Source organism: Blautia hominis, from assembly GCA_002270465.1.
Classification (GTDB): Bacteria; Bacillota; Clostridia; order Lachnospirales; family Lachnospiraceae; genus Blautia; species Blautia hominis.
Window position 1 is genome coordinate 315,948 of sequence record NQOF01000004.1, and the last position, 17,351, is coordinate 333,298.

Annotated in this window: 14 protein-coding genes; all 14 read left to right on the plus strand. The window is 48.0% G+C overall.

All coding sequences use genetic code 11. The features are described 5' to 3' along the window. Positions 1–82: 82 nt before the first annotated feature. Positions 83–1,819 (plus strand): extracellular solute-binding protein, encoded by a 1,737-nt coding sequence (locus tag CI595_RS15645; RefSeq protein ID WP_095174562.1) that lies wholly within the window; start codon positions 83–85, stop codon positions 1,817–1,819. 98 nt (positions 1,820–1,917) lie between these two features. Further along, positions 1,918–2,709, plus strand: a complete 792-nt coding sequence (locus tag CI595_RS15650; protein WP_095174563.1) for a sugar phosphate isomerase/epimerase family protein — start codon at positions 1,918–1,920, stop codon at positions 2,707–2,709. A 19-nt stretch (positions 2,710–2,728) separates the two neighbouring features. Beyond that, complete coding sequence (locus tag CI595_RS15655; protein WP_095174564.1) at positions 2,729–3,880, plus strand: Gfo/Idh/MocA family protein; 1,152 nt, start codon at positions 2,729–2,731, stop codon at positions 3,878–3,880. A 77-nt stretch (positions 3,881–3,957) separates the two neighbouring features. Next, a complete protein-coding gene (locus CI595_RS15660) occupies positions 3,958–4,806 on the plus strand; it encodes a sugar phosphate isomerase/epimerase family protein (protein WP_162291892.1) in 849 nt (282 codons plus the stop codon). Between the two features lie 40 nt (positions 4,807–4,846). Then, entirely contained in the window at positions 4,847–6,040 is a 1,194-nt protein-coding gene (locus CI595_RS15665) for a Gfo/Idh/MocA family protein (RefSeq protein ID WP_095174566.1), read from the plus strand. A gap of 99 nt (positions 6,041–6,139) precedes the next feature. Then, a complete protein-coding gene (locus tag CI595_RS15670; protein WP_095174567.1) occupies positions 6,140–7,060 on the plus strand; it encodes an aldo/keto reductase in 921 nt (306 codons plus the stop codon). 403 nt (positions 7,061–7,463) lie between these two features. Next, positions 7,464–7,868 carry a DUF4430 domain-containing protein gene (locus CI595_RS15675; RefSeq protein WP_095174568.1) on the plus strand — a complete coding sequence of 135 codons (405 nt, stop codon included), beginning with the start codon at positions 7,464–7,466 and terminating at the stop codon, positions 7,866–7,868. 21 nt (positions 7,869–7,889) lie between these two features. Further along, the gene (locus CI595_RS15680; RefSeq protein WP_095174569.1) at positions 7,890–8,405 is read left to right on the plus strand and encodes a hypothetical protein; all 516 of its coding nucleotides are present in this window, start codon (positions 7,890–7,892) and stop codon (positions 8,403–8,405) included. 139 nt (positions 8,406–8,544) lie between these two features. Beyond that, positions 8,545–9,774 (plus strand): amidohydrolase, encoded by a 1,230-nt coding sequence (locus CI595_RS15685; protein WP_095174570.1) that lies wholly within the window; start codon positions 8,545–8,547, stop codon positions 9,772–9,774. 91 nt (positions 9,775–9,865) lie between these two features. Continuing rightward, positions 9,866–11,257, plus strand: coding sequence for a glutamate synthase-related protein (locus CI595_RS15690; protein WP_095174571.1), 1,392 nt, complete (start codon positions 9,866–9,868; stop codon positions 11,255–11,257). A gap of 355 nt (positions 11,258–11,612) precedes the next feature. Continuing rightward, entirely contained in the window at positions 11,613–13,355 is a 1,743-nt protein-coding gene (locus CI595_RS15695; protein ID WP_095174572.1) for a cache domain-containing sensor histidine kinase, read from the plus strand. Continuing rightward, entirely contained in the window at positions 13,348–14,793 is a 1,446-nt protein-coding gene (locus CI595_RS15700; RefSeq protein WP_162291893.1) for a helix-turn-helix domain-containing protein, read from the plus strand. The genes CI595_RS15695 and CI595_RS15700 overlap by 8 nt, the downstream gene beginning before the upstream one ends. A 162-nt stretch (positions 14,794–14,955) precedes the next feature. After that, positions 14,956–16,359 carry an ABC transporter substrate-binding protein gene (locus tag CI595_RS15705; RefSeq protein ID WP_095174574.1) on the plus strand — a complete coding sequence of 468 codons (1,404 nt, stop codon included), beginning with the start codon at positions 14,956–14,958 and terminating at the stop codon, positions 16,357–16,359. 78 nt (positions 16,360–16,437) lie between these two features. Continuing rightward, positions 16,438–17,349, plus strand: a complete 912-nt coding sequence (locus CI595_RS15710) for a carbohydrate ABC transporter permease (protein WP_167388466.1) — start codon at positions 16,438–16,440, stop codon at positions 17,347–17,349. The last annotated feature ends 2 nt before the right edge of the window (positions 17,350–17,351 follow it).

A 17,351-nucleotide genomic window follows, 5' to 3' on the forward strand; every position in this document is an offset into this window, starting at 1 on the left:
AATAAAACAGAGAGTATAGTAGAAATTAGAAGAAAGCGGCGAATAACAGCAAAGGAAAATCCAAAAAGAAAGGAAGAAAAAAATGAGAAAAAGAATGAGAAGAGTGACGGCGTTAATGCTCTGCGCAGCTATGGCAGCATCGTTTGCAGGATGCGGATCGGATAAAGATTCCGGGTCATCCGAATCAAAGGGAGGGGATACGAAGGACGCAAAGGAGAAAACCCTGACAATCGACGTATTTGCACGAAATGCAAACTATCAGGGACTTCAGAGCGGCTGGTTTGCCAAAGTCATCAAGGAGAAATTCAACATTGAGCTGAACATTATCTCACAGAACATTTCAGGTGACTCTATCTACCAGACACGTTCCGCTGCAGGAGAACTGGGGGATATTGTCTGCCTGGATGCGGATAAGATGAAGGACTGTGTGGATGCGGGACTGATCTATGATCTGTCAGAGCTGGCCAAGGACAGTGAAGTGCTGAAGCCTTTTGAGGAAGGCGCTGTGGCGTTATCTGAGTATTTTGGCACAGAAGACAAGATTTATGCCTATCCCACCAACGCTTCAGGTGTTGCCAAGAATACGGACGCAGCACAGGTGAGAAACGGCGCACCGGAAAACGGATTCTATACCAGATGGGACTATTATTATGAGCTGGGCGCACCGGAGATTAAGGATATGGACGATATCCTGGCTGTGTGCAAGCAGATGCAGGATGCCCACCCTACCAGTGATTCCGGGAAAACAGCGTATGCCTTTTCCCTGTTCCCTGACTGGGACGGCGACTGGATGACCTGTGCCATGAAATACGCCATTATGTATGGATATGGGCAGAACTGCGGATTCGTAAATTATAAGGCAAACGGGGAAGACTACTTTGTACTGGACGATGATGACGGAATTTACTACAAAGCTTTGGACATGTATTTTAAGGCAAATCAGATGGGGATGATGGACCCCGATTCCAGTACGCAGTCTTTTGATGACCTGAATGCAAAAGTGGCCGACGGCGCAGCTTTCAATTCCCCGTTCCCTATCTATCAGTACAATACACCGGAGCACGTGACGGAAGGAAAGGGTCAGGTATTTGTACCGGTGGGAGATATGGACTATGCGCCTCTGGGACATTCCGTTCACGGACAGGGCGGCACCATGGCTCTGGGTTCCACGGTGAAAGAGCCTGAGCGTGTGTTTGAATTCTTTGAGTGGCTGAATTCCGAAGAAGGAATGATGCTTACCTTCGCAGGGCCGGAAGGACTGACCTGGGAGGAGAAGGACGGCAAACCATACCTGACAGAGTATGGAAAAGAAGCGCTGCAGGGCGGTGACCCCCAGAATATTCCCGTACCGGAAGAGTGGGGAGGCGGAAATTTCTCCGACGGCGGAAACCGTATTGTGTCCTCCATTGTCTACAAGATGGATACCAACCCGGCTTACAATGAACCTTACGACCCGTCTATGTGGTCTACCACTATGGAGGAAAACAGAACAAAGATTGATGAGCAGTGGACCGAGACTTTCGGCACCCAGTGGCCCCTTGATTATGTAAAAGAAAAGAATGCGCTTCATCCCATGCCCGGCAACTCCTTCAGGAAACCCCAGGATCCGGGAGACATCAAGACAAAACGTTCCGAATGTGGTGAGGTGATCAAAGAATACTCCTGGCGTATGGTATTTGCACAGGATGAAAGTGAGTTTGATTCCCTGTGGCAGGAGATGAAAGGAAAGATCAAAGGATTCGGCTATGAGGATGTAGTGGCTTACGACATGGAGAACTTTAAGACAGCAGCCGCTGCAATAAAGGAAGCGACAAAATAAAAGTATACGCCTTAGCGTGTAGGAAAGCGGGCGGCGCGGACTACTGAGCCGCCTGCAAAACAGGACAGACAAGAATAAGCAAAGAGGAGACAAACGAGATGAAAAAAGGAATTATACTGGCTATCCTCCAGAAATACATGGGGGACAAAGAAAAACTGGATGAGGTACTGGGCAGGGCAAAAGAGATGGGATATGAAGCAGTACAGTATATTATCCCCGATTATGTAACACCTGAGGAATACAAGGAGCTGCTGGATAAACACGGAATGAAATATCTCTGCTGCGGGGCAAAATTCGAGGCAATGGATGAGGACCCCCAGGCGATCCTGGATGCCATGGAACTGTCCGATCTTTTTGGGACAGACTACATTGATGTGAACACCATGCCCTCAAAGTACAGGGAGACAGAGGAGGGATTCCGGGAATATGCCCGCAGACTCAATGCCATTGCCGAAGTGACGAAGAAAGCCGGCAAAAAGATACTTTACCATCCCCATGCCCTGGAATACGCTTCTTTTGGAGATGGGAAGATCGGTATGGATATCCTGATCCGGGAGACAGATCCGGAAGGCGTGAACTTCATCCTGGACACACACTGGATGGCCTGCGGCGGCGTAGTCCTGGCTGACTGGATCCGCAAAGTAAAAGGAAGAATGAAGATCATCCACTTTAAAGATTATGCCATCGTACCGGGAGTGGAGAGCTGTGAACAGGTAGATAAACGTTTCGCGGAAGTGGGACAGGGAAATATTGACTGGCCGTCCGTAGTGGCTGCCTGTAAGGAGATTGGCGTGGAGTATGCTGTTGTGGAGCAGGATTCCTGCTATGACAAGGAGCCTTACGGATGCGCAAAACGCAGCATGGAGGGAATGATCAAGTTCGGAGTCTGAGAGGACCTGGGAGGTTGAGATGAAAGACGTATTTAAGATAGGTGTTATCGGCTGCGGCGATATCAGCACCAGAAATTATGTGCCTAATATCACAAGCCGCTTCCGGAATATGGAAATTTATGCATTGTGTGATCTGGACAGGGAACGGGCTATGGCCCTGGCAGCAAAACATGGGATCCCCCATGTGCTGACCCTGGATGAAATATATGAGGACCCCGAGATTGACGTGATCTTGAATCTGACCAATCCACAGGCTCACTATGATGTGAACATGAGAGTGCTGCGCTCCGGAAAGCATGTCTACTCCGAGAAGCCCCTGGGACTGACTCTGCAGGAGGCCTCCGATATTGTGAGACTGGCAGAGGAGAAGGATCTCTATGTGGGATGCGCTCCTGATGTGTTTCTGGGAGCCGGGGTACAGACCTGCAGGAAGGTCATTGAGGATGGTTTGATCGGTGAGGTACTGAGTGCCAAAGTGGCCAATATGTACCACGGCCCGGAGAACATCCATCCGGCGCCGGACTTCTTTTACAGAAAAGGCGCAGGCCCTATGCTGGATATAGGACCGTACGGAATTTCAGAGATGCTGTACTTTATGGGACCTGCCGTGGAACTGTGCTGTTACGGAGGGATTGGAATCCCCCACAGACCTGTCAAGGACCACTTTGTAGATGTGGAAGTCAATACCAACTATAACGGCATTGTCAAATTCGCCAATGGAAAAAGCGCCAGCGTGAACTTCAGTTGGGATACCTGGGGAGCGGAAAATGGCCCCTGTGTACAGATATATGGCACCAAAGGCTCCCTGTTTTTGTCAGATCCTGATAATTATGGGGAAGGGAGCAGGGTACATGTGCTTCTGGAGGAGGATCTTTACGGGGAAGACGGGAAGATCTCCAGGGATAAAACCAGCAACTCCAACGCCTATAAAAAGGAAATCCCGCTGCTCTTTGCGTCTCCTGCCGAAAACAGGGGACTGGGCCTGTGCGAGATGATAGAGGCGATCCGGGAGGGCAGACCGGCAAGGGCAAACGGGGAGTTTGCCTGCCATGTAACAGAGCTGCTGGACGGATTCAACATTGCCATTGCCACAGGAAAGCCCTATGAGATACAGACAACATTTGACATGATGGAACGGCTCCCGGAGGACTTTTTAGAGAAAATGGAATAAGGGCTGTTTTGGCAGGCCGGCAGTGGAACGCAGGAAACTGCCGGAGTGCCGCACAGTGAAAACTAGGAGGAATTAAATTGATAAAAGGTGGACTACAGGCGTGCTCCGTGACAGATGCATTTTTAAATGATACTTATGGAACATTAAAAAAACTGGCTGACTTTGGATATAAGTATCTGGAGTCTGCGGGAACCATGTTTACATCAGAACTTAAGGTAGAACTGACTGAACTGAAAAAAATGATGGATGAATTGGGTATCTGCCACCCATCCAAGCATTTTAATGTGAGTGATGATGTTCACAGAGAAATTGACAGACTTCATATAATAGGAGGGGAATATCTGGCGCTGGCATCCGATTTCTTCAAAAGCAGAGATGACGTGTTGAAACGCTGTGAGGCGTACAATGAGACCGGAAAGCTCTGCAAGGAAAACGGCATCCGGTACATTTACCACAACCATGCCCATGAGTTCCAGAAGTTTGAGGGAAGATCCGCGCTGGAGCTTTTAGTGGAGAATACAGACCCGGAATATGTAAATTTTGAGATTGACACCATGTGGGTGTACAGGGGCGGCGAGGAGCCTGTGGAGATACTGAAGCAGTTTGGAGACAGAGTGAAAATGCTGCACGTGGATGATTTCCATCCCAAGTATATGGAACACAGGAGTTTCTTTGACGGCCTCCCCCAAAACCCGGTGATAGACGGGGCGTTCATGGGAAAATACAACATTGACGTGGCTACAGATATCGGCACCGGTGTGATGGATATCCAGTCTGTTCTGGATGCTGCAGCCCGGTACTGTGATGTGGAATACGGATTTATCGAACTGAGCAGCGCCAACAGTGCTTACAGAGAAGATATGATGAAAGCTGCAGAGTTTGGAATCAAGGCTTTGAAGGAATATAAAGGCGTTGTCTTTGAATGATAAGTGACAGACGCATACAGAGAAAGAAGGGAGACTGACAATGGTCGATAGAGTAAAAATCGGTGTGATCGGCGCCGGTGGGATCAGTTATACATATCTAAAAAATATGACGGAAACATTTCACATCACAGAGGTGGTTGGGATTGCTGATGTGGTGGAGGAGAGGAGCAAAAGACGCGCGGAGCAGTTCCACATCCGCCAGATGACAGTGGACGAGATCATGGAGGATCCGGACATTGAGATCGTAGTGAACCTGACGTATCCCCTGTCTCATTATGAGATCACCAAAAAGGCGCTGGAAGCAGGAAAGCATGTATTTTCGGAAAAAATGATGTCCACAGATTTTGTCTCGGCAAAGGAGCTTTACGACCTGGCAAAGAAGAAAGGGCTGAGGATCGGACAGGCCCCGGACACTTTCCTGGGAGGCGGTCTTCAGACAGCCAGGAATCTGATCGACAAGGGATTGATCGGGGAGCCGGTGAACGCCCAGGCTATGGTGGCAAGGTGCTATAATCTGACCCAGGATGAGAACCATCCTAACCTGCCCTTTGTGTTCACAGCAGGGGGAAGCCTGCCCTATGATATGGGGTGCTATTACCTCCATGCACTGATCCACCTGCTGGGGCCTGTAGCCAGGGTAAACGGATTATCAAAGGCCTTCCATGAGCAGGATATGCAGCGCAATCCAAGAAATCCGGGATACAACAAGCCTTTTGATATGAAATTCCCCACCTCCTTGACCGGAGCGCTGGACTTTTATAATGGCTGTTATGGCACTTTTACTGCCATCAGTGACAGCCACAGAGAGCAGACTGCCCGGCTGGAGATTTACGGAACGGAAGGGACACTGATCCTCCAGGACCCCAACTACTTCTACGGCCCGGTGCTCCTGGCCAGAGGACAGAGGGGTGAGGAGACAGCATCCATGCCTCTGACCCATGGATACGGACAGTTTACCCCAGAGACGGCTGACATGTCAGGGGAAGAGAGGACCTGGAGAGACAGTTTCCGTGGAATTGGTGTGGCGGACATGGCATGGGCCATCCGGAATAACAGGGCGCACCGCTGCAGTGCGGAGCTGGGGCTTCATGCCATTGAGATCATTGATGGGATCGGCATAAGCTGTAAAGAGGAGAAAATGTATCACATGACTACAAAACCGGAACAGCCGGCAATGATTCCCCAGGGATTTATTTACGGGACAGCGGCTGAGGCGTGTCTTGATACCTATTAAACGAGAGAAGAGAAAGAGGCGTGGAACCGGACGGGACCTGCCTCTTTTTAAACGGGGCATTTTTATGCCCGGGCATTGGGAAGACAGGAGGAAGATGCAATGAAAACAGTAAAACTGGGAAATAGCGGGATATCTATACCGGTGATCGCATCAGGCTGTATGCGCCTAAATGGTCTTGACCATAAACAGGCAGCAGTTTATCTGCATAAATGTCTTGATCTGGGTATCCATTTTTTTGACCATTCAGATATCTATGGCGGCGGGTCCTGCGAGGAGATCTTTGCCAAGGCGCTGCCGCTGACAGCATCCGTCAGAGAAAAGATCATGATCCAGTCAAAATGCGGAATACGTCCCAATATTGGGTATGATTTTTCAAAGGATCATATCCTGTCATCTGTGGATGGTATTTTAAAGAGACTGGGTACGGAATATCTGGATGTACTTTTGCTTCACCGTCCGGATGCGCTGATGGAACCGGAGGAAATAGCAGAGGCCTTTGATGAGCTGGAAAAGGCGGGAAAAGTAAGATACTTTGGTGTATCAAACCACAGGACATCCCAGATATGTCTGCTGAAAAAATGTGTCAGACAGGCTCTTGTGGTGAACCAGCTTCAGTTCAGCATTACATTTTCCGGTATGATCACAGAGGGGATGGAAGTAAATATGGATACCCGGGGTGCTGCAGACAGAGATGGAGGGATCCTGGATCACTGCAGACTGAATGACATTACCATACAGGCCTGGTCGCCTTTTCAGGCTGGCAGCGGACCGGGAAGCTTTATCGGAAATGAGGAGTACGGGGAACTGAACCGGGTACTGAGGGAGACAGGGGAGAGGTACGGAGTCAGCGAAACTGCCATAGCGGCTGCCTGGATTTTGAGACACCCGGCCTGTATGCAGGTATTAGCAGGAACTACGAACCCAGACAGACTGGAGGAAATCGCCAAAGGTGCGGATATTGTGCTGTCAAGGGAGGAATGGTACAGGCTATATCTGGCAGCAGGCCACAGACTGCCATAGTGTATCTGTCTGCGGCCGCTTTCCGATCACAACGCAGCGATTGGGCGAAAGTGATTTGACACCCTATCCTTCGTGTGCTAATATGAAATTAGTTCAAGCAGCAGTCAGGACGCAGATGACGCTGCGAAATAAAATAACGAAATCTGCCGTAAGGGGAATCAGGTGTGAATCCTGAGCGATGTGGTCACTGTAATTAGGAGCAATGTCCTATAAGCCAGAATACCTTGCGCCGGATGGAATGAAGCTTCCGTACAAAGCCATGCATTCCGGACTCTCTATAAGCACATATATAGATTCGGAAACAGGTCAGCAGACGAAAGCCGGCCTGTTTTTTATTGTGAAACTCGCTTCGGTGCGGAAATCCCGAAACCGGGAATTATTTTTACAAAGGAAGGAGTAGGACATGAAGGAGAAAAGCAGCAATAAAAAAGTGATCATAGGAGCAGCCGCGCTTGTCTTGGTATGCGTAGCTCTGCTCCTGGTTTACAAGAACTTTATGCCGAAAGGTACAGAGGGTGCAAAGACGATCACCGTAAAAGTAGTACATGGGGACAGCAGTGAAAAAGATTTTGAGTATAAGACCGACGAGGCATATTTAGGAGCTGTGATCCAGGACAACAAGCTGGTGGAAGGGGAAGAAGGAGAGTACGGGCTTTTCATGACCTCCGTGGACGGCGAGAAAGCAGATGAATCCAAACAGCAGTGGTGGTGTCTTACAAAAGGCGGGGAACAGGTGAATACATCGGCAGATCAGACGCCCATAGAGGACGGGGACACTTTTGAACTGACCTTAACTGAAGGTTATTGATTGAAAGGATGCGAGGTACCAATGAAAACAAGGTCTCTGGTTATTATGGCAATGCTGACAGCCATATTGTTCGCAGGCCAGGTGTGTATGGCTGCGCTTCCCAATATTGAAATCGTCACATTGCTGGTGATCCTGTATACACAGGTGTACAGGAAAAGGGTTTTCTTTATTATTTATGCATTTGCGCTGCTGGAAGGTGTTTTTTACGGCTTTGGCATCTGGTGGTTCAACTATCTGTACATCTGGAGCATCCTGGCTTTGATCGTGATGTTTGTACGCAGTGAGTCTCCGGTTGTGTGGAGCATTATATCCGGTGCGTATGGGCTGGCATTTGGCCTTTTGTGTTCCCTGCCGTATTTCGTGTCAGGCGGCTTAGGCGGAGGCATGGCTTACTGGGTATCGGGCATGTACCTTGACGTGGTGCACTGTGTGGCCAATGTGATCATATGCCTGGCATTATATAAACCGCTGCACTTTATTTTAAGGAAGCTTGAGCATGTGCCGGCAAATGTATCAGCAGGCGCGCAGATGAGATAGGAAATGAAAAACGGAAACAGGATGTACCCTCCACTTTTTTGGTGGATATGGAGACATCCTGTTTTTTTTATCACGAAGAATATGAAAAGCGTCCTCTGCGGATACTAAAAAAATCAGATATCTGCAAAGGAGGCAAAATATGCTTATTATAAACGGGAAAATACTGACAATGACCGGAAAACCGGTGGAATGCGGATATGTACGGACAGAGGGAAAAGTTATCACAGAGGTGGGAACCATGTCTGCTCTGGATAAAAGACATAAGGGAGAAGAGGTCCTGGACGTAGACGGCGCCTGGGTAATGCCCGGACTGATCGAGGCTCACGCCCACATTGGGATCTCTGAGGAAAAGTGGGGTGCCATAGGGGATGACTGCAATGAGCAGACAGACCCCGTGACTCCGGCTCTGCGCGCTGTGGATGCGGTAAATGCCATGGACCCGGCCTTTCATGACGCCATCAAAGCAGGTATCACCTCTGTCATGACCGGACCGGGCAGTGCCAATGTAGTGGGCGGACAGTTTGTGTTTATGAAAACACAGGGCAGATGTGTGGACAATATGACAGTCCTTTTTCCGGCAGCCATGAAGGCGGCATTGGGGGAAAATCCCAAGACCATTTACGGTGACCAGGGAAAATGTCCGGCTACCAGAATGGGGGCAGCAGCATTGCTCCGCAGGACATTGCAGGAAGCCGTACAATACCGGAAAGATAAAGAGAGGGGCAGGCTGGACAGGGAAGATTTTGATAAGGAGCCATGGATGCCTGTGCTCCAGCGGGTGATTCCTATGAAGGTACATGCACACCGGGCAGATGATATACTGACAGCTATCCGTATAGCAAAAGAATTCAATATAGATATAACGATAGACCACGGTACAGAGGCACATTTGGTGGTGGATGAGGTAAAAGCGTCGGGATTCCCGGTGATCGTAGGGACTGATCTGACCTCACGCTCAAAACTGGAAGTACAGAACATGAATTTTAAGACCAATAAGATCCTGGCTGAGGCAGGGGTGCTCATTGCGGTGACCACAGACCATCCGGTGGCACTGATCCAATATCTCCCCCTGTGTGCCGGGCTGGCTGTGAAGGAAGGACTCCCCATGGAGGAGGGACTGAAAGCGATTACCATAAATCCGGCAAAAATATGCCGTGTGGATCAGAGAGTGGGCACCCTGGAAGCCGGTAAGGATGCTGATATTGCCATTTTCACAGGAAACCCCATGGAAGTTTTCACCAAAACGCTCTATACCATTATTGATGGGCAGATTATATATAACGGTATGAAGGACGATGATGAATTTACACTTCCCCCGGTAAGCGCAGGAAACGATATTCCCAAAGCCGTACATGCAGAGAATGAGTAGAATTATGCAGGCCGCTGTGGTAAGATGAAGTTATAAACCACGGGCCGCAGGTTCTGCCTGCAGGGCCGCAGGTACAAAGGAGGATGTAAGTGTGGCAAGATACAAATGCAGTGTGTGCGGGTATATTTTTGAAGAGACAGAAAGCAAAAAGTTTGAAGATCTAAAGCAGTGTCCTGTATGCAAACAGCCGGCGTCCGTATTTGAGCGTATTGAGGAGGAAACGGAGGCGCAGGCACCGGAAGATATCGAAGAAGAGAATTCCCTTGATTATCCAGCAGAATATGTGCGCCGTGATCCCTCCTGCCGCTATATGGCAGAGATCCACCGGATGGCAGTCACAGGTAAACCGATTATTGAGGCCATGGGTACACAGATGAAGATGCCGTGCTGGGATGAGATCCTGATATTGGGCGCCCAGCTGAATCCCCCGCCTCTTATGGAGCACGAACCGGTGAGTACCACTACCGTGATCGGAAAACATGCCAAAAAACCAATGGTTCTGGACATGCCGGTCTACATCTCCCATATGTCATTCGGAGCCATGTCAAAGGAGATGAAGACAGCCTTGGCAAAAGGCAGCGCCATGGCCAAGACTGCCATGTGCAGCGGTGAGGGAGGTATCCTGCCGGAGGAAAAAGCGGCTGCATACAAGTACATATTTGAATATGTTCCAAATCGTTACAGTGTCACACCTGAAAATCTCTCCACAGCGGATGCCATTGAAATAAAGATCGGACAGGGCACAAAGCCGGGAATGGGCGGTCACCTGCCGGGAGAGAAAGTGACACCTGAGATCGCGGCCATCAGAAACAAACCTCTAGGCAGGGATGTGATCAGTCCATCTAAATTTCCTGATGTGAATTCAAAGGAAGATTTAAGAGAACTGGTAGACCAGTTAAGGATGGCTTCCGGCGGACGTCCCATAGGGATAAAAATTGCGGCGGGCAGGATTGAGAAGGATTTAGAGTACTGTGTGTTCGCGGCGCCTGACTTTATAACAATTGACGGGCGGGGCGGCGCCACAGGAGCCAGCCCCAAACTGGTCCGGGATTCTACCAGCGTACCCACTATTTATGCCCTCCACAGAGCCAGAAAATATCTGGACAGCGTGGGAGCAGAGATTGACCTTGTGATCACAGGGGGTCTGCGCGTCTCTTCGGACTTTGCCAAGGCCATTGCCATGGGAGCGGATGCGGTTGCGGTTGCATCGGCAGCTCTTATTGCAGCTGCGTGCCAGCAGTACCGCATTTGCGGATCCGGCCAGTGTCCCGTTGGTGCAGCCACACAGGATCCGGAGCTGAGGGAACGTTTGAAAGTGGATGCAGCAGCAAAAAGGACTGCCAATTTCCTGAACTGCAGCAAGGAGGAACTGAAAACCTTTGCAAGGATCACAGGGCATAAAGACGTGCATGATATGCAGGTGGATGATCTATGTACCATCAGCCGGGAGATATCAGAATTTACCTATATCCCTCATGCATGATATGCCCTCTGAAGTCTTTCGGAAAATCATAACATTTTTTGAGGGAAGGGCGCAGGGAAAATATAGTAAGTATAACAATAAAGAACATACATAGGTACTGGTGATTATGTGTTTTAAATCATCCGTATCAAGACCTTAATGGGAGAAAGCAGGAAACCAAGACTTTAATGGGAGAAAGCAGGAAACTGCATTCTCCCATTTTTGCGCACACCCGAGAAGTATGGACAGTAACACACTGCAAAAGCAGTAAATAGTTCCAGGATTATTAGGATTGTAAATCGCATTGGTTTGGTTATATAATTCATATAACATCGAAAAATGTCGAAATAGAGCGGAAAAGAACCGGGGGGATCATATGAGGAGCAGGAAAAAGTTAAAGTACAGGATCATGGATATGGGGTTGAGACAGAAGACGGTGGCACTGGCTATGGCATTTTTTATGGTTGTGGTCATATTGTCCGGTGTCACCTTCTTTACGATTTATGAAAACATGAGGATAGAGACTACAAAAAAGGCGGTGGACAGCCTCATGTCGCAGAAAAAGGAGGATATGGAGACTTATTTTGACAATCTGGAAGGCCTGGCTTACAGCATAGGATTTTCCTCCTGGATGCAGACCCTGTTCCAGCAGAAGAGCCTAGATACACGTACCATGCAGGAGGTATCAGAGAATATTGAATACTTTCTTGGCAGCATATCCGATATGAATGAAGGGGTACGGCTGGCAGCTATCATGGACAGTGGGGCGCGGCTCCGGGGAACCGGGCATCTGCATCTTGATTATTCTGAACATCTGGAGAGAAAAAGCTGGTATCCGGTCTTTCTCATGAACGGAAAATATATAGAGGAAGGTGAGGGGAAGGGCATATATACCAAGGGCCAGGGATGGTATATGAATATCTATTATCCCATCAACAATCAGTATACCCTTGAGCAGGAGGGCATCCTGGTCATGACGCTGCCGCTTCAGAATATCGCCCATTTTACCGATATTGGAGCAGAAGGCGAGTACATGACTATAAAAAACCAAAACGGTAAAGTCATAACGTCCAGTCTCCCGGACAAAACGGCGGAGGAGGTAAAAAGAAAACCGGACTATTTCAGTACCAGGACAGCACAAATAGACATAGGAGGTGAATACTGGACTGCCGAGGTAGTCCTTGATACATCAGGTCTTGCGGTGGACAGCAGGAATATCTGGCTGGGATTTGCAGCCGTACTCCTGCTTGCGGCAGTATTGTTCCTATTGGCAGCGGTCATGTTTTCCAGATACCTGACAGTACCCATTTTGGAGTGCAGGGATGCGATGAAAAAAATACGCAACAATCAGATGGGTATTACCATGGAAAACCATTACCACGATGAGATTGGAGAATTGATAGACGGATTCAATGACATGTCCGGATCCATACACGAACTCATAGAGAAGAACAGGATGATCAGTACCCTTCAGAAGGAAACGGAGTATCAGATGCTGCAGCAGCAGATAAATCCGCATTTTTTATATAATACATTGGAGATCATAAACGGTCTGATCCTGAATCATGAGGAGGAATCAGCAGTCAGCATCTGCGAGAATCTGGGGAGTATGTTCCACTACAACCTGAAGCAGGAAAAATGGATCAGTGTAAAAGAGGAGATGGCGTATATCCGCCAATATCTCCTGATCATGAAGTATAAGATACCCGGACTGTCGGTTTTCTGTCAGGTGGAACCGGAGGTGGAAAAGAAAAAGATCCTGAAGGCACTCCTGCAGCCATTGGTGGAAAACTGTATCAGACACGGATTTGCCCAAAAGACAGACGAATGCTGTATATCCATATCCATTGAAGAGAAGGATAAAAAGATCTGTATTTCGATCATGGACAACGGTAAAGGAATCACCAGGGAGAAATATATTTGGCTTTTAAAGGAGCTTCAGGATATCAGGGATAATCCAAATCAAAAGAAAGAGTCATCGGTACATATTGGCATCTGGAACGTATTCCACAGACTTTATCTGGAGTATGGAGCCTCCATGGAGTTCCAGATCATATCAAAGGAAAATGCAGGGACCAGAATTCAGATCACACTGCCGGGGGAGGGAGAAGATGATTAAGATTTGTATAGCTGATGATGAAGAATATGTATTAAAGAGTATACGACGCAGGATAGAGCAGTCAGGACTTGACGTGGTGATCTCCGGTACGGCGATGAATGGGGTAGAGGCATATGAATTATATGAAAAAGTAAATCCTGACATTTACTATGTGGATATCAATATGCCCTTATGCAGCGGCCTTGACTTTGTAGAACGAGTGCGCACTCTGGATAAGGACAGTCAGACAAAATTCATAATCGTCAGTGGATACGATGATTTTGCCTATATGAAAAAGGCGATCAGGACGGGTGTAGTAAATTATATCATGAAACCAATATCACAGCAGGAATTCATGGATACACTGGTGGAAGCCTGTGAGGGTATTAAGGAGATCAGGGAAAAACAGATAGAGGAATATGGAAGGCAGTGGGACTATTTTCAGGATTACAAAAATGCACATGAGGATTTTTCCGGCACAGCTCTTTTATTTTGCGGGGAAGATATGCCTGCGCACATCAAAGAGGCTGGGGAGGGGCTGGGAGAGATGTTTGCCGAGAGATTCCCCCATGATTCCTGGGACTATATCCGATTTCACGGAAATGAGCAGCTAGTCCTGTTACTGGGAGCAGACCAGTGGCTCAGTGAAAAGGAAATTTGCGCCTTGTGGGAGGAAGCAGGAAAATATATGGAGGTCTCTCTGGCATATAAAGAGGGCAGGGACCTGAAGCTGAAGGCGCTGATCGACACCCTGGAATATGCCATGCTGAGGAGATTTTTTCCGGGAGCTATCCACATGATGGAGGGAGAGATTCCGGGGAAACAGGATAAGGAGATTGACCTGGAGGAGCTTGACAGAGCTATAGAAAATACTAGGGAGGACAAGTGGCAGGAAGAGGTAGAGAACGCTTTTAGAGAAATATTTTCTGACAGGAACAACAGGGGACTTCTGAAATCTTTTTACCATTCTGTTTTGATTCTTGCAGCCAATAAATATACACAGCACAATTTCGGGATTCCTGAGAAACTGAAGACAGAACTTTACCCATTTTCCCTCCTGAACTGTGCAGACCAGCAGGAGATACGTGATAAAGTGAATGGATATGTTAGGATGATACACGAGAAAATTGCCGGGCAAGCCGAAAGATCAGGACTTGTACAGCAGGTCGTCCGGTATCTGGAAACCCATTATACGGAGGATATCAGCCTCACAGATGTGGCAAATGAATTCTTTGTTGTTCCTAACTACCTGGCAAAGAAATTCAAGGAAAAGAAGAATGTGACAGCCATGCAGTATTTGGAAAATTACAGGATGGAGAGGGCAGCGGATTATTTAAGGAATACAAAACAGAGTGTCACGGAGATAGCCGGAAAGGTTGGCTATAATGATGCCAATTATTTTGCCCGCACGTTCAGGAAGCGGTATGGAGTGTCTCCCAGAGAATTCAGGAATCGTTAAAGATTTGATTTGTGCTAGTTATTGGGCGGAAATGTACTAGTTTGGAACCTCCCGTTTTTATAGAATGAACTTATCAAACAGAGAAACAGTGAAGTTACTGTTGACAGACCTGGTGTTTGCAGGTTGTAAACAGTAACACAGGGAAAAGAAGGAGGATACAAAATGTTTAAGAAAAGTCTGGCTGTTTTACTTGGCACCTGTATGGTTTGTTCATTGGCAGGATGCGGCGGTTCATCTGATGCTGCTTCAGGAAGTTCCGGAGGAGAAAGTAAGAAGGAGGCATCAGCCGGGGGGAAGAAAGTGGTGAGCTTCTATTCCTGGTCCGAGAGTGCGGAGCAGGATTTCGACAAAGCTGTGGTAGCCCAGTATGAAAAAGAACACCCGGAGGTGGATATAGAGGAGAATTTCATTCCCTACAATGAATATCTGAGCAAAATGAACACCATGGCAGCGGCTGACAGCCTGCCGGATGTATTCAAGATGCCGGAGGGCAGTGTGTTGGAATGGGGTTCAAAAGGTGTGCTTTTGGACTTGAAGCCCTTATACGACAAGGCAGGCGTTAAACCGGAAGATATCATGCTGGAGTCAACGATCTTCAAGACTGGTGAAAAGATATGGGGCAGTGGGTGTAATGTGGCCACAATTGCCTTGTATTATAACAAGGACCTTTTGAAGGAGGCCGGTGTGGAATTTCCCTCCACGGATGCGGACAACCCCTGGACCTGGAAAGAGTTTGTGGATAACGCGAAAAAACTTACAAAGGATACAAGCGGGAAAACAGCAGATGAGGATGGATTTGACGCTGAAAATATCAGTACATACGGTACTATGATGCCCACGGACTGGGTTGTCTTCACACCGCTTCTGTACAGCAACGGTGCGGGAATCGCAAATGAGGACGGGACCAAGTTGGAAATTAATTCAGATAAGGGACTTGAGGTGATCCAGGGGATTGCGGATCTGTCTCTGAAAGAGAACTGTGCACCGTCTGTGGCAATGGCGAAGGGGGCTTTTGCGGACAAGAGTACCATGCTCATGAATGGACAGGTAGCCATGCTGATTGATGGATCCTGGGCACTCAGCAACTACTCCAACGAGGGATTTGATGTGGGAGTTGCGCAGATCCCGGTCTTTTCCCAGGCGGCAAATATGAGCTGGACAGCGGGTATCTGTATGTCGCCTAAGGCTGAAGAGAATGAGGAGGCATTTGACTTCTTCAGATATTACACAGACTTTAATGAGGCTATCCATGCGGCTCAGGAAAACAAGGTAGCTCTGGGCGGACTTCCCCATACCCTTAATGTTTTTGACGGCGGAGAAAACGAAGGAGCATGGAAGGCAACGTACACGAATATAGACGAAAGCAGTAACTGTGATGCTTTTAAGAATATTCTGAACCAGGAAGGCACTCGTGTGGGAGAGAATATAACATTAAAGAATTTCCCGGTTATTGTAGACAATACGATCATTCCAATCCTGGACAATGTCTGGCTGGGGGAGGAGACAGCAGCAGATGCCCTTGGCTCTCTGGACGTGTCCTCTGACCTTCAGGGGACATGGAACTGATGCAGATCTTTATGTCTCAGGAACGTTTTGTTCCTGAGATATTTCTGAAAAGCAGGCAGACCATGTCAGGAGGAAAATATGAATAGTAGAACCGCTAAAAAGAAAATGAACCTTAAAGAAAAAAGTCAGCTGAAATGGGGATATTTCTTTATCGCCCCAGCTATCATCGGACTTATCTGTTTCAGCTTTGGTCCCATGTTGTTCAGCCTGGGTATCAGCTTTACGAAATGGGATGTGATAACAGCAAAAGAGTTTATAGGACTTGACAATTATAAGGCATTGTTCCACGATCCGTTGTTTTTTAAATCTCTAAAGGTAACTTTATATTATACCTTGTTAAGTGTTCCTCTTATTACATGTGTTCCGCTGCTGATCGCCATGCTGCTGAACACCAAAGTAAAAGGGATATCCATATTCAGAGCTATCTTTTATGTGCCGTCCATTGTTCCTATCGTTGCCAGCGCAGCGGTCTGGATGTATATCTACAACCCCATGTACGGATTGCTCAATAGTATATTGAAGGCCCTGGGGCTTCATACTCATAATTTTATATTCAGCGAGACTGGCGCGGTCCCTTCCCTTGCGGTGATGGCTCTTTGGGCAGCCGGGAATACGGTAGTCATATATTTGGCAGGCCTTCAGGGAGTATCCCGGCAGCTGTACGAGGCAGCGGAGATTGACGGAGCGGGGGCGGCTGCAAGGTTCTTCCATATAACTGTGCCAATGATGACGCCAATCATATTCTATAACTTTGTAATGGCGATCATCAATTCCATGCAGATATTTACACAGGCATATATTATGACAGACGGCGGACCGGCAAATGCTACTTTCTTCTATTCCCTGATGGTGTACAGGACCGCGTTCAAGCAGTCGCGGATGGGATATTCCGCTGCGATGTCATGGATCTTCTTTATTATAATTGCGGTCCTAACATTGCTTGTATTCAAATCGCAGAAGAAGTGGGTCGTTTATGAGAATGGAGATTGACA